Source organism: Halobacteriovorax sp. RT-2-4 (assembly GCF_047085445.1).
Taxonomy (GTDB): Bacteria; Bdellovibrionota; Bacteriovoracia; order Bacteriovoracales; family Bacteriovoracaceae; genus Halobacteriovorax_A.
On the sequence record NZ_JBKIXY010000001.1, the window covers coordinates 114,295 to 128,165 of the forward strand.

General features: G+C 37.3%; 13 protein-coding genes. 6 read left to right on the forward strand and 7 right to left on the reverse strand.

Features of this window, described 5'->3' with window-relative positions:
- Window positions 1-106 precede the first annotated feature (106 nt).
- Window positions 107-2,053, forward strand: a complete 1,947-nt coding sequence (locus ACMAYL_RS00565; protein ID WP_412470569.1) for a sigma 54-interacting transcriptional regulator — start codon at window positions 107-109, stop codon at window positions 2,051-2,053.
- A gap of 56 nt (window positions 2,054-2,109) precedes the next feature.
- On the opposite strand, the gene ACMAYL_RS00570 is transcribed toward ACMAYL_RS00565, so the two are convergent.
- From ACMAYL_RS00570 to fsa, 5 genes are all read right to left on the reverse strand, one after another.
- The gene (locus ACMAYL_RS00570) at window positions 2,110-3,681 is read right to left on the reverse strand and encodes an intermembrane transport protein PqiB (RefSeq protein WP_412470570.1); all 1,572 of its coding nucleotides are present in this window, start codon (window positions 3,679-3,681) and stop codon (window positions 2,110-2,112) included.
- Window positions 3,674-4,270, reverse strand: a complete 597-nt coding sequence (locus ACMAYL_RS00575) for a paraquat-inducible protein A (protein ID WP_412462534.1) — start codon at window positions 4,268-4,270, stop codon at window positions 3,674-3,676. The genes ACMAYL_RS00570 and ACMAYL_RS00575 overlap by 8 nt, the downstream gene beginning before the upstream one ends.
- Entirely contained in the window at window positions 4,257-4,919 is a 663-nt protein-coding gene (locus ACMAYL_RS00580) for a paraquat-inducible protein A (protein WP_412470571.1), read from the reverse strand. Before ACMAYL_RS00580 ends, ACMAYL_RS00575 begins: the two co-directional genes overlap by 14 nt.
- A gap of 58 nt (window positions 4,920-4,977) precedes the next feature.
- Complete coding sequence (locus tag ACMAYL_RS00585) at window positions 4,978-5,874, reverse strand: matrixin family metalloprotease (protein WP_392992153.1); 897 nt, start codon at window positions 5,872-5,874, stop codon at window positions 4,978-4,980.
- Window positions 5,875-6,052: 178 nt separating this feature from the next.
- The gene (gene fsa, locus ACMAYL_RS00590) at window positions 6,053-6,697 is read right to left on the reverse strand and encodes a fructose-6-phosphate aldolase (protein ID WP_103217056.1); all 645 of its coding nucleotides are present in this window, start codon (window positions 6,695-6,697) and stop codon (window positions 6,053-6,055) included.
- Between the two features lie 113 nt (window positions 6,698-6,810).
- Here fsa and ACMAYL_RS00595 point away from each other — a divergent pair, with 113 nt between their 5' ends.
- A complete protein-coding gene (locus ACMAYL_RS00595) occupies window positions 6,811-7,644 on the forward strand; it encodes a hypothetical protein (RefSeq protein WP_146037783.1) in 834 nt (277 codons plus the stop codon).
- A gap of 4 nt (window positions 7,645-7,648) precedes the next feature.
- On the opposite strand, the gene ACMAYL_RS00600 is transcribed toward ACMAYL_RS00595, so the two are convergent.
- A complete protein-coding gene (locus tag ACMAYL_RS00600; RefSeq protein ID WP_158246805.1) occupies window positions 7,649-8,623 on the reverse strand; it encodes a tyrosine-type recombinase/integrase in 975 nt (324 codons plus the stop codon).
- A gap of 133 nt (window positions 8,624-8,756) precedes the next feature.
- Here ACMAYL_RS00600 and rnc point away from each other — a divergent pair, with 133 nt between their 5' ends.
- From rnc to ACMAYL_RS00620, 4 genes are all read left to right on the forward strand, one after another.
- Window positions 8,757-9,611: a ribonuclease III gene (rnc, locus tag ACMAYL_RS00605; RefSeq protein WP_103217059.1), complete on the forward strand. Its 855-nt coding sequence runs from the start codon at window positions 8,757-8,759 to the stop codon at window positions 9,609-9,611.
- Window positions 9,612-9,635: 24 nt separating this feature from the next.
- Entirely contained in the window at window positions 9,636-10,604 is a 969-nt protein-coding gene (era, locus tag ACMAYL_RS00610) for a GTPase Era (RefSeq protein ID WP_103217060.1), read from the forward strand.
- A 28-nt stretch (window positions 10,605-10,632) separates the two neighbouring features.
- Window positions 10,633-12,447 carry a ribosome biogenesis GTPase Der gene (locus tag ACMAYL_RS00615; protein ID WP_103217061.1) on the forward strand — a complete coding sequence of 605 codons (1,815 nt, stop codon included), beginning with the start codon at window positions 10,633-10,635 and terminating at the stop codon, window positions 12,445-12,447.
- 107 nt (window positions 12,448-12,554) lie between these two features.
- Window positions 12,555-13,385, forward strand: a complete 831-nt coding sequence (locus ACMAYL_RS00620) for an NAD(P)H-hydrate dehydratase (protein WP_412469469.1) — start codon at window positions 12,555-12,557, stop codon at window positions 13,383-13,385.
- Here ACMAYL_RS00620 and ACMAYL_RS00625 read toward each other — a convergent pair.
- A complete protein-coding gene (locus ACMAYL_RS00625) occupies window positions 13,375-13,749 on the reverse strand; it encodes a DoxX family protein (protein WP_412470572.1) in 375 nt (124 codons plus the stop codon). The two genes, ACMAYL_RS00620 and ACMAYL_RS00625, sit on opposite strands and share 11 nt — an antisense overlap.
- Window positions 13,750-13,871: the final 122 nt, after the last annotated feature.

The window sequence follows — 13,871 nt, forward strand, 5'->3', positions numbered from 1 at the left end:
GCGGCCAATCATATAGATTTTATAGCCAATAATTTTGGGCAACAGCCTAAAGTTTTAACCAAATTTTACCGATTAATAACTGTATAGCATTAATGAGGGGATTATCATGCTCGCCAGTTTTTCAGAATTTAAGTTCTTTCAGTCTTTCAGAATACCTGTAGAGGAAGCAGATAACCTACGTTTTCTTATTCAAAAAGAAGATGAAGTAGGACATCTAGAATATATCGATGATGCAAAGCTTGTTGATATTTCAATAACAGGTTTTGGCTTTAAAACTCATGAGAGAATATCTGTAGGAACGGAGCTTGAAGTTTCTTTGCAATTTAAGAAAAAGCATCTTGATCTTACGGGGCGAGTTGTTCGCGCTTTCTCGAATGTATTAGAAGACGAAGAAATTATCTACGGTGTTGAGTTGGATGTTGAAAAGGGAATTAATAAATTCCTCGAAAGCTATATCATGAGCTTCTCTTCAGAAAGACTTAAAGACTGTTTAATTCAATCAGCACTAAAAGAGCGCTATACAGATCCTAATGAAGGATTTGAAATGTTCTCTCTTTTACTTTCTCTATTTAAAGACATCACTCACTTTGGTGACAAAGAAGGGTTTCTTGATACTATGCTTGAAGAAGTTATCCGCATCTTAAATGCACAACGCTCTTCAATCTTTCTAATTAATCCAGATACAAATGAGCTTGAGGCCATTGCAGCGTTAGGGCTTGATAAGACTGGTTTAAAGTTTGATTACCGTCTAGGTGTTGCTGGATCTGTTTTTACAACAGGTGTTGCGCTAAATATTTGTACGGAAAGTGATGAGTCACGTTTTAATAATGCTTTTGATGAGCAAAATGGATTTACGACAAAGTCGATTATCTGTTATCCAATTCATAACCGCGAAGACAAAATTATTGGTGTCATTGAAGTAATTAATAAACGTAACGAAGACCGTTTTACAATTGAAGATGAAAAAACAATGAAGGTTCTCGCCCTTGTTTTCTCTTCAGTATTTCATAGCTTTAACCCGATTTCGAATAATTCTAAAATTCGTAGGTTCTCAGCTCCGTATGATCGTCAGTATGCAATTATTGGAAACACAACTGGTGTTAAGTCGATGAGAAATTCAATCTCAAAACTTAAAGATCTAGATAGTCCTGTATTAATCACTGGAGAGAAAGGTGTTGGTAAAAATCTTTATGCAACTGTTTTACACTTTGAAGGTAAGCGCGGTCTGCATGAAGTTAATACAGTAAATTGTAAATTACAAGATATGCAAAAATTAGAGGCCCAGCTATTTGGTCCTGATGAAGAGAAATGCGTTTTTTCAAAGACTCAAGGTGGAACAGTAGTTCTTAACCACATTGAGAACCTATCTTACGAATGGCAAGAGAGACTTTTTGAAGTTATTTCAAATAGAGGAACTCCTGGTGGTATCGTAAGCATCGATTGTCGAATTATGGCGACTTCTATTAAGGATTTAGGAATACTAACAGATGAAGGTTTATTTCACCGTGATCTTTTTGAATTCTTATCACAAGCGCAAATTAATATTGACCCACTAAGACGTCGTGAAGATGATATTGAAATGCTTGTTGAGTATTTCTTAAAAGTTGAGTGCAAGAGACAAGGCCTACTTCTTAAGAGCTTCTCTAAGAAGGTTATGGAGCAAATCCTTCAGTACGACTGGCCAGGAAATGTTTACGAGCTAAAAAAATGTATTGAGAGAGCTGTGCTATATCATCCGAAATCACATATTATCTCTGATATTGAAATCAATGATGGTGTATCACCTTTAGTTGATATCTCAATGAAGCAAAAACAGTTTGGTCAAATTGATCACGTAACGGATTTTACTTTACCTCTAAAAGATCGTCTTGCACTAGTTGAGCGTGAGATGATTCTTAATGAGATTAAGAGAAATTTTGGTAACAAATCTAAGGCCGCAAAAGAGATGGGAATTTCAAGAGAGGCACTTCGTAAGAAGCTAATTTTCTCTCAGGAAGTACTTGATGCTCTTGAGAGTCCAGCAGAAATTACGAAAGAAAAGAAAGTTGCTTAAACTTAGTAATTGTAGAAATAAAAAGGCCTCGCAATGCGAGGCTTTTTTATTATAATTTATAGTTCAATAATAGGTTTCCATTCAAGCCAATCTTTATCGGCCTTTTTATGAATTCTAAAATAATCTTTTTTACGCTGTGAAAACTTCTCTGGGGTTGCAAACTCAACTCCACCCGATAAAAGCGTTTCTAGTGATTGTGTGCTGATCTTTGCGCCTGAAAATAATCCGAATTCAACATCAACTCCACTTACATTCCAAAACTTTGTCTCTTCTTTCAAAAGTCTGTGGTATGGAGAATTCACAAAGATGTCTGCGATAACATTCTTAGCGCGTGTATTAAGTCTTACGTCTGTAATAACTCCCACTTGAATGCCACGATAATAAACACCTTGGCCTTTTGCTAGAGAGTTTCGACGATCACTATAAAGGCTGAGTCTTTGTCCATATTTATTATGAACTTCTTTGAGTGGAGCTTGTTTCAAGGCCTTAAATCTATCAGTGTCTTTACTCTTTCTATATCTTGAGCGACTGATATCAACAGCTATATAATTTCCTGTAAGTGCATCTAGTGACTCAATCCCACTAAGAGAAATTTTTGGTTTAACTTCCCAAAACTGTGCACCTTTAACTACAACTTTTTCAAACTCTTTCTTTATATTGGCCTGTACTGTTAGTGTTGATTTATTACGATCAACTTTTGAGCCTGTCACATAACCAATAATGATACTTCTAAATTTAATAGGTGTTTTAATCTTTGAAACAGCACTTCCCAGTGGGAACTCTATTGAAATTTCTTTACCTGGAATTGTTTCTTCGTACGATGAGTAGAGCTTATAGCTCTTTTCGAAGTTTTCTTTTAAGATTGTTTCATCATCACTTTCAAAATTAACAAATGAAATTCCTCCTCTTACAAGAGAAGCTAAAGATTCAGTTCTAACTTTTACTCCAGCAAGTGAAGCATCAACACTTATTCCGCTAACATTGTAAAACCTAGATGTTGAGTGAATAAGATTTTGGTAACGATCTTCAATGAAAACAGTAATATCAACACCATCTCTTTCCATATCCAGATCATAGCCTGTTACTTCACCAACTTGAATCTTGTTATAGTAAATAGGTGAGCCTATTGAGATAGGGCCAAGTTTGTCGGCGTTTAGCTTGATATAGATACCATCTTTTCTAAGACTTCTTGGTGTTTCATTTAGGGCATCAAATTTTCTAATGAACTTGCCTTTAGCTGGATGCATGTTGATAAATTTACCACTAATAATTGTGCTTAAGCCTGAGATACCTGAAAGATTAACAGTTGGGCTTACTAGCCAGAACTTTGTATCCTTTGAAAGATACTCACGCATGCGTGGATTCATCTCAACATGAACGGCAACACTTGTAAGGTTTTCATTTAGTTCCGTATCTTTTACACGTCCTACAATTGTTCCTTTATAGATAATTGTCGTTTTACCTGGAATGATCCCATCAGCATTTCTGAAGTTGATTGTGATATATGAGCCACGGGCCATTAAGTTTGTATACAAAAGCCAGATCCCAATAGAAACCGCAGCAACAGGAAAAAACCATATTGGATTTATTCCTTTTTTGTTAACAACTTGAGGTTTTGCATTACTCATATCTTTCCTTATCATCCCAGATTAATCTAGTGTCCACTTCGTTTGAGGCCAGGATGGTTAGTATTACAACTGCTGTAAAGTAGAGCACTGCGGGCTCTGCCTTTATTTGAGAAATGAATTCAACATTAACAAGAATAACGAGTAGGGCGATGACAAAGATATCAAGCATAGACCATTTTCCAACGATATGAACAACTCGATATAACTTTGTTAACTTCTTCTTTTTTCTCTCATCTAAAGTATTTATATTATCAATGATATACCAAAGTGAAATGATTTTAAATATTGGGACAATTATACTTGCCGCAAAAACAATCATGGCAATGGGATACATTTTTAAATTGATTAAGTTTATGACACCACCAAGAATTGTTCTTGGTGTACCTCTGTTAAATGTAAGAACGGTCATCATGGGAAGTAGATTCGCTGGTATATAAAGCGCGATGGCCGCAATTAAATAGGCTTTACAACGTGAGATTCCTTCGTAGTTTCGAAGCTCAATCTTTGCTCCACATCGTGTACATGTAAGAATAGAATTTACTTTCTGACACTTCGGGCACAGGGCCTTTTGATGATCAATTCCTCTCATAAAGCCTCTTCCATAATTCATCAAAATGAGTAACCGATTGAAGTAGAATGTTATTAACCATGAGGAGGATTAAGCTCAGAGTCCCAATTGTGAGCTCAACATCTGAGCGGTCGACCATTTTGGATACGGTAACAATAATCCCCATAAAGTAAACATCAACCATAGACCACTCATGTGAAGGTGCAAGGTACTTCAAAAGAGGCCTACCAATATTTCGATTAATAAATTTGTTTTTAAAAATTATTGATAAATATACAAGCAGTCTAAAGAGTGGAATAAGGATAGCGAAGAGAACCACGGAGATTGCTATTGGCCAATAAGCTTTAGTGGAAAATGCGAAGACTGACTGATAAGTCGATGTTTCTAAATTACTACCTGCCATATGAATTTTTAATACTGGTAGAAAGAATGCCGGATAAAATAAGAGAAGGCCTGAGATTGTAAGAACTCTTACCATGCGAATCGTGCTATCTCCGCGGTAAAGAGTGTAGCCACAACAGTGACAAACGGCCTTTTGTCTCGGGGCGATTAATTCAAATTCATAAAGCTCATCACAGTCAGGACAGAGGATTAATTTTGAATTATCCTTTAGCGTTTCCTCATCAATTGGAAGAGACGTTTTGTCTGTGTCGTCTAGAATTATGGCCATACTAATATTAGGCCATAAATTACTGATATTTTTAAGAGAGCAAACCTTGCACTATGGACTAAAAGGCCTTGTGAGAATCAATTAACTTACCATCGAGGTAGTGTTGGCATGAGCCATCTGTGCGAAGTTCAATATAGCCATGAATAAGCTTTGGCGGCTCATCCGATTCTTCATTACCTGACTCATCTAAGCTGGCATCTGTACTTCCTAGTGCTGCAGCGCGGACACCTGCAGTCATGGCCGTGGCATTATCATAGAGGTTTTCGATGGTTTTAGAGTCGTAGAAGCTTAAAGTTCTCTTCTTTTCACCACCACCAAGTTGTGGATACATAATTGATTCAACAGATTTTGAATTAGTATGTTTTAATCCAATAAGGTGACCTAGCTCGTGTAGGATGACTGAAGGCATGTCGTAAAACGAATTGGCCGTTTCTGTATTATCGAAAGTAAACCAGTAGTCACGAAGATTAACGATAATATCACCGTGAACCATTCGAAGGTAATCACCTTTGTGTTCAGCAAAGTATGAAGTTATGGCCAGAACGCCATAGCCAACTTCTGGGTACCAGTCTTGAGTGATATAAATTCCGACTTCGCCGTCATAGAAGTCGTTTAGATTTGAAGAAGGTGTTCGCGAAGCCGCTTGCCCATGGCCAAGAACAAAGTAATCTCTCTTTGAGTCTGCATCATTCCATGCCTTTTGCATCTCTTCCATTAGATCATACTCTAGGTAATCGCCATCATCTTCGGCCGCTAGAGGCAGACTATCTGATCCACCATCCAGCTCATTTATAATATTGAAGTCATTGTGAACTTTTACAGTTAAAGGCAGGGCAGAGGCATTCCAACGAAGGGGTAATGCTGCTAGGGATGGGCCTTTTTCTGGCTCAGCAACACACGAGATTGTAGCGGTACAAAAACACGCTAATAGAAAAGTTGATTTTAAAAAATTCATCCCAAACCTTTACCAAAAATAAAAGAGCGAAACGCTCGGATATGTGCTGGTAAGCACTATTTTAATAGATATCGGTCTGTGGGAATTTAAATTTAGAAAAAATAAAGAAACGGGGAGCATAACTCCCCGTAATCACAAATATTATTTATAGATATTCTTTAGATGTGATAACTGCTGATTATTTCTGTGACTTCGCGTGATCGGCCAGAAATTGTGCCAGTCCTTTTTCAGTCAGTGGGTGAGCGAAAAGTGACTTGATTACACCAAATGGCATTGTTGCGACGTCTGCACCTACCATTGAGCAGTGCTTAACGTGATCAGCGTGGCGAACTGAAGCAGCTAGTACTTCTGTTTCAAATCCATAGATATCATACATATGGCGAATTTCTTGGATTAGAGTCATTCCATCTGCACCGATATCATCTAGTCTTCCGATGAATGGAGAAATATAAGTTGCACCATTTTTAGCTGCTAGTAATGCTTGGTTTGAGCTAAAGCATAGAGTTACGTTTGTTTTGATTCCGTTCTCGCTGAACCATTTACATGCAGCAATTCCATCTTCAGTTAGGGGAAGTTTAATGACGATATTGCTGTGAATTTTAGCAAGCTCGCTTCCTTCCTTAATCATACCTTCTTTGTCAGTTGCAATAACTTCAGCTGAAATAGGCCCGTCGATAATTTCACAAATATCTTTGATAACATCAACTTGTGAGCGTCCTGTTTTAGCAATGATTGATGGGTTAGTTGTTACACCATCAATGATGCCCCATTTTGCTGCTTCTTTGATTTCGTTAATATCACCTGTATCGATAAAAAATTGCATTCTTTGCTCCTAAGGGAAATATAAAAATTAACTAGTGAAATTTATCATGGGCAGGGGTAATGGACAAGTTTTCTGCCTCTTTTAGTAAAGACGTTTTGCGCTATAATGAACATATGAGATTAATACTTCTAGTATTTTCATTGATTATTGCCCAAGCTCAGGTCGTGGCCAACGCTGATGGTTTTATCATCAAAAAAGATGATGTTCGTAATAAGAATATAAAAAAGGACTATAACGCCTACGAAAATTATATTAACGATCATGGCTTTGATACTTTCTATGATCCAAGTGTCGATTATTCAAAATTTTCAGGACGTGTGACAGATAAGGATCCATCTTCAACAGTTTTTAAAATTCAGGTCGAGTCTCGAAATGTTAAATTTCTAAAACCATCTGATACAGTCTTTTTTAATGTTGCAAGAAATATGGATAATGATCGCTGTAAAGGACATGTGCGCTCTAGTGAAGATAAGTATATAACAATCTATGCTAAAGACCTTGAAGACTGTTGGGGTGAAAATTCGTCTTTAAGAAGAGGTACAATTCTTGTTTTTGAAAGCAAGATGCTCTCGGCCCGAATCAAGGAAGCATCACGCTATCGCTTGTCTCTACTTGCTAAGAAGAGAGATTTTACATTTCAGTTGAATGACGTGAATAAATTTGTCTGGGGATTTTCTCAAAAGCAAGTTGAAGTAGCGGCCGATTATGATAAGCAAATTCTTGAGCTTCAAAGAAAGAAAGACGAGGCCTTAAATTTACTACTTTCAAAAAAGAACGATCAAGTTCGTCTGCAGGCTGAACTCATTTATAAATTGGATAAACTTGATCAAGACCTTAACTTTTACCGCGTTGAAAAAGATGAGCTCTACACTGATCGCTGGCATCTTGATAAGGATGCAGGCCTGCCTGTTTATGACAGACCAGTTCCAATTAAAAACTCTTATTAATATTTTAGATTAATTTATCTTCATTCATTGCCAATTCAATAAATTGGTCGTTATAGAAGTGCTTATCCATATGTTCTTTATATGGCCTTAGAGAATATGCTGGCGAAACTCCTAACCATTCCTTCATTGTTGTCTCATTAACTCCATTATGAAGCCAAGTAAAAATACAAGACTGACGAAGTGATTTAGGTGTTATTTGAATCATCAGTTGGCTGCGCCACTCTTCGAATAAGAGCTCCATTCCACGTGCGGAAAGCCCTCCTGAGAGGATTTTGTGTGCATTGGCATTAAAGAGTAAGTGAGGGAAGTTATGTCCCTGCTCTTTTTTAACTTTCTCTAAGAGCTCAACATATTCATAAAATAGTCGTCCAAATATAGCTGGAAAAGTAACTGTATAAGGATCACGCTTTTCATGGGTGATAACCGCTTTTATTTCATCTCTAAAAGAGAAACTAGAAACTTTAATTTTTGAAAGCTCGCTTACTTTAAGACCACCAAGGTAGATGGCACTAAAGATAATCCCATTTCGCTTGGCCTTTAGTTTTTCTAGGTCATTCTTGGCCGTACGCTGATCATTTAAGATTGTATGCCACAAGCTTTTAATGTGGGAGAATGTCGCAGGTCTGGGAATATCTAAAAACTTTGGTGAAGTTGGAATCTTTCTAACAGGATTCGCGTTAAAAATACCTTCTTCAACTAAGTGATCAAAAAAGATTCTTAGTGCCTGTACTCGACGGCGACGAGAGTTATCTGAGTTGTACTTGGCCTCTAGAAATTTACCGTATTCAAGAATCTCAAGGATTGAGTATTGTTCAATACTGGTTTGCTTTGCACTTTCTGTAACATATTGGTTAAAACAGGCCAAGTCTGTTCGATAATTCTTAATTGTGTTTAGGCTTCGGCCCTTGGCCTCTATCTTCTTGAAGAAGGCTTTTTGCCACTTTTCTAACTTGTTTTTATTGGCTGTAGTGATTTCCATATCCATCCTTAAACTACGTATATTACTGAATATATTAACGAACCTGTTATTATTTCACAAGAAGAAGCTTAGGCTTGCTTTTGGTGGGATAAAGCATTATAAATGGCCTTAACAATTTAATATTAGGTGATTTATGCTCGAGACGACCTCACTCGCCCCGCAAGGGAAGAGTAATCCATTTGCCCATGCATTTTATGTGCACACGATTGCAAATTTTAAGCAATCTGGTGACGCTAATGCTACTGGTGCATCTGAGCAAAATCACAAATTCTTAATCGATACATTCCTTAAATATTCAAATATTGAAGAGAAGCTTCTAGCTACTTTCAATTTAAATTTTACAGACAGCGCACTTCTTATGCGTGCTTTTACGCATAGTTCATATGCTCACGAGGCCAAAGTAAAAGTGAAAAGCTATGAAAGACTTGAGTTCTATGGTGACTCTGTTTTAGGTGCTTTTGTTACTAAGAACCTCTTTTTAAATTTCGAAAATATGAATGAGGGGCAACTCTCTAAGCTTCGTAGTGCTCTTGTTAATGAGGAGAGTCTAAGTGCTCTTTCGAACTTTCTTGGTCTATCAAATTTTCTGATTGTTGGAAAAGGTGAGCTAGATGAGGAAGTGAATAGTGGGATTCTTTGTGATCTTTTTGAATCTCTACTGGGAGCTATCGCAATTGATCAAGGTGTTGATCGTGCCGATCAGTATTTAAATACATTACTATCAATGTATGAAAAAGAAGTTGGTGAGAAGTTTTTTTGTGAAAAGAAGCTTTTGGACTTTGATCCTAAGACAAAGCTTCAAGAAGAAACACTAGCGCGTTTTAAATGTTTACCAGAGTATCGCGCCACGAAGATTGAGCAAGAATTTAAAATTGAGCTCTATGTAAATGAGCAATATATCTGTGAGTTAATCTCTCATAGCAAGAAGAATGGAACAAAAGAAATTGCAAAAAAATGCTTAAAAGATAATTTATTAGATCGACTTTAATAGGTTTAATTTGACGGAGAAATTATGTTATTAGAAAATCAACACCCAGACAACAAATCACTTATGGCAGCAATCGTTGGAGCTCCAAACGTAGGAAAAAGTTCACTTGTAAACTACTTACTAGGAATGGATTTATCAATTGTAACAAGCAAGCCTCAAACAACTCGTAATAAATTTCACGCAGTATTTACAGTTGATCATACTGAAGTTGTTTTAGTAGACACTCCAGGTCTACACAAAGCAAGTCAAGAACTTAACAAAAGAATTAATCAACAAGCAGTAGAAGGTGTTGATGGTGTTGATGTAAACCTTCTTCTAATTGATTTAACAAAGGATATCCTTGGCCAAATTAAAGACTTTAAAGAATATATTGGTGGTAAAGAGTTATCAAAAACTTGGTTAGTATTCACGAAATCTGATCGTGTTGAAAATGCTGAAGCTCTTCCTCTTGATAAAGTTTTTGAACAAGCAAAAGAAGTTATTCCAGCACTTGAGAAGTTTTTCTGCATTTCAACTAAGTCAGGGGATAATGTTCACTTACTAACAGCTGCCCTTTGTGATAACGCACAACCAGGATCACACCTTTACTTAGATGGTGCAATTTCAAATAAGTCACAAAGATTCTTCGCAACAGAATATATCCGTGAGCAAGCTTTTGAATTATTAAAAGATGAGCTTCCATATGAGATGGCCGTAGTAATTGATGAGTACAAAGACTTTAAAGATAAGACAGGGGAATTTGCTGCTCACATTTCGGCTTCAATTCTAGTTAACCGTCCTTCTCAACGTGCAATCGTTGTTGGATCTAAAGGTACAATGATTAAAGAGATCGGTATGCGTGCTCGTAAGAAAATTGCTGCAATGACTGACGGGACAGTTCACTTAAACCTACACGTTAAAGTTTCTCCAAAATGGTTTAAGAATAACTTCGTACTTGAAGAGCTTGGTCTTCCAAGAGCAACAAACTCTGCACGTGTTTGGAAGAAAAAATAATTTAATTTTAAGAAAATAGGACTTTAATATGCAAAAACGATCAATGATCATTTCATTAATTGGGCGACCGAATGTTGGAAAGAGTTCCGTATTCAACCGATTAATGAAGAAACAATTTAAGGCCATTACGCATGATATGCCAGGTGTTACTCGTGATCGTCACTATGGAATTACAACTTTTAGTGATGCCGATGAGGATCGCCCATTAGATGCTATTCTTGTTGATACTGGAGGGTTTTACCCAACACAAGTTGATGAACAAGGTAAGAATGAGCAAGAGATTAATGCTAATAAATTCTTTAATATCATGACGGATCACGCACATCAGGCAATCGAGGAATCAGATCTGGTTCTTTTTGTTGTTGATGTTAGAGAAGGCGTACTTCCATTTGATAAAACGATTGCTAATTTCATTAGAAAACAAAAAAAGAAAATGTGGCTTATCGTTAATAAGTTTGATTCAAGCGCTCAAGATGGTGATGAGTATGCTTTCTATGAGCTTGGTGTAAATAATGACGAAATGTTTGTCACTTCTGCGGCCCATGGCCTTGGAATGGAGAACCTTCGTGAGAATATTCACCGTGAAATGATGGCATTTTCTGAATCTAATAATGTAATGAATGTTTCAGCACTTCAACGTGGTGTTACTCCACGTGAAAACGTTGTTGCCAAACTTGCTCTTATTGGTGCTCCTAATGCTGGTAAATCAACTCTTTTAAATCAGCTTCTTGGAAGTGAGCGTGCGCTTGTTTCTGATATTGCTGGAACAACAGTTGATCCAATTGATGGCTACTTTGATCTTTTCCTTGGGGAAGATGCAAGGAAGCTTGATGAAGCAAAGGCATTCTTTAAAAACGATAACCTTCTACGTTCTCAGTATGAAGATTTTAAAAAGAACAATCCTGATCTTTATAATGAGCTGATTTCATCATATGACCTTGAAGAAGAGATTGAGACTGAGCTTGACGAGTTCGAACTTGAAGGGCTTGAAGATGTTATGCTTGAGCAAGACGAAGAACTTGATGAAACTTCTGCGACTCGTATGGAAGCACAAGTTTTCGGTGATGATGTTGAAGCTGAATCTTCTGAAGAGGCAAGTGAAGACGTAGTCGAAGCGTTATCTGAAGCAGAGGATGAAGGTAGCCACTGGCGATCAATCCACATCGTGGATACTGCGGGAATTAGAAAGCAAAAGAAGATTGATGACTTTGTTGAGTCTCAGTCTGTATATCGCTCCCTAAGAAGTATTGCAGATAGTGATGTGTGTATCTATATGATTGATGCTGTAAAAGGTGTTTCACACCAAGACAAGCGTCTTCTAGATATCGCAATCGAAAAAGGTGCTTCTGTAATTGTATGTCTTAATAAAGTTGATCTTATGGGAGATACTTTCAAGGATCAAGAAGCACGTAAAGAGTGGCTTTTAAATATTCGCGATAAAATGCCTTGGCTTAATTACTGCGATATTATTCCTATATCGGCTAAACACAAAAGAGGACTAAAGCGTCTTAAAAAGATTCTTGCAAAGACAATCTTCATTAGAAGACAGTCAATTGCAACTGGTGCTCTAAACCGTTTTGTTTTTGAGTTAATTGAAAGACACCCAATTATTCTTAAAGGTTCACGTGGTAAGAGATTCCGTGTTAAGTACGCATCTCAAATTAAGGCAGATCCACCAACTTTCTTATTCTACACGAATAAGTCTAAGGGGATTCCTGAGAACTATCGTCGTTATCTTAAGAATGGTCTACGTGGAGCTTTCCCACTTGATAACACACCAATTCACCTGATCTTTAGAACAGGGACGGATTTACAAAACCGCATGAAAAAAGTTTCAAAATAAAACCAAGGCCCTCGATTGAGGGCCTTTTTCATTTAATAAATTCTTAATTATTCTCTAGATTTGACTTTACTCGCAATTACTCGAACGGCTTGCCGATAAGTAAAGGTATGAGTAGTGATTTTCCTTTCTCCCTATTTAGAAAACTTCCTGTAATGAATTCTAGCGCTAATAAGTATAGCTTTGGCCATGTTGTCATTATTGGTGGAAATCTAGGCTATGCTGGTGCTGCCAGGCTTGCTGCTGAAGGGGCGCTTCGTTCAGGTGCCGGGATGGTCAGTGTTTTAACACGAAAAGCAAGTGTATCAGGTATCATTTCAGCTCGACCAGAAATCATGGTACGTGGAATTGATGCTAATGATAGAGGACTAGCTCATGCTAGCGCAATTTTGGAAAAGGCATCGTGTGTTGTTCTTGGCCCTGGTCTTGGGCGAGATGAATGGGGTAAATTTATGTGGGATCATTTTTGTCATCTTAATCTAAAAAAAGTTGTTGATGCGGATGCTCTTTGGTTCTTATCTCAGGCACAAAGTACTATGAAGCTTGTTAATTCTATTATTACTCCTCATGAAGGAGAGGCAGCAAGACTACTTAATGTACCGAGAGAAGAAATTTCAAAGCATAGACTTTCAAGTGTAAAAAAAATAATGAAGTTTTCAAATGTATGTGTACTAAAAGGTCATGATTCCTTAGTCTCCTCACAAAATGAAGTATATGTTAATAAAACAGGAAATCCCGTTTTAGCAATGGCCGGAACAGGGGATATCTTGGCCGGCATAATAGGCAGCTTTATAGCGCAGGGACTTAGTCTTGAAGAAGCAGCTTGTCTTGGTGTCTGGGTACATGGCCGTGCTGCCGATATATTATATGAAAGTGAAGAAGGAATAAGGGGAAGTGTGGCCAGTGACCTCTTCCCCTATATTAGAAAAGTTATGCTTTAACTGAGTACTTCCCACCGTTTGAAAAGAAAATAGCGATATACGCTACTGCATAAAGTAGTGCTTTTTCTTTTGAAGCAAATGGATCATTTCCATGTATTACAAAAGCAGCAAGTAACATTGTTACAGCAGAAATAGCTGCAAACCAACGAGTTTTGATACCAACGATAATGAAGGCCTGGCAGAAAACTTCTGCAAAAACTGTTGCTGTAAGTGAAAATGGAATCCCCAGTCCAATTGGGTCAGGGAATTTTGTTAGTAGTGTTGTGAAGTTAGCAAGCTTGCCCCAGCCATGTGCTAAAAGCATCATTAGTGCTGTTGAAACTCTAAGTACAAGCCAACCTAAGTCTGAGTTCAATCTGTTCATTTAACTGTCCTTGTTATGCATTATTTTGTGTTCTATTTTTTATCAACTCGCTAAAGCTCGTTGAGATTAATGTTACTACGTCATTTCAGACCACTGCGCACGCACCGCTCAAAATGGTGCAT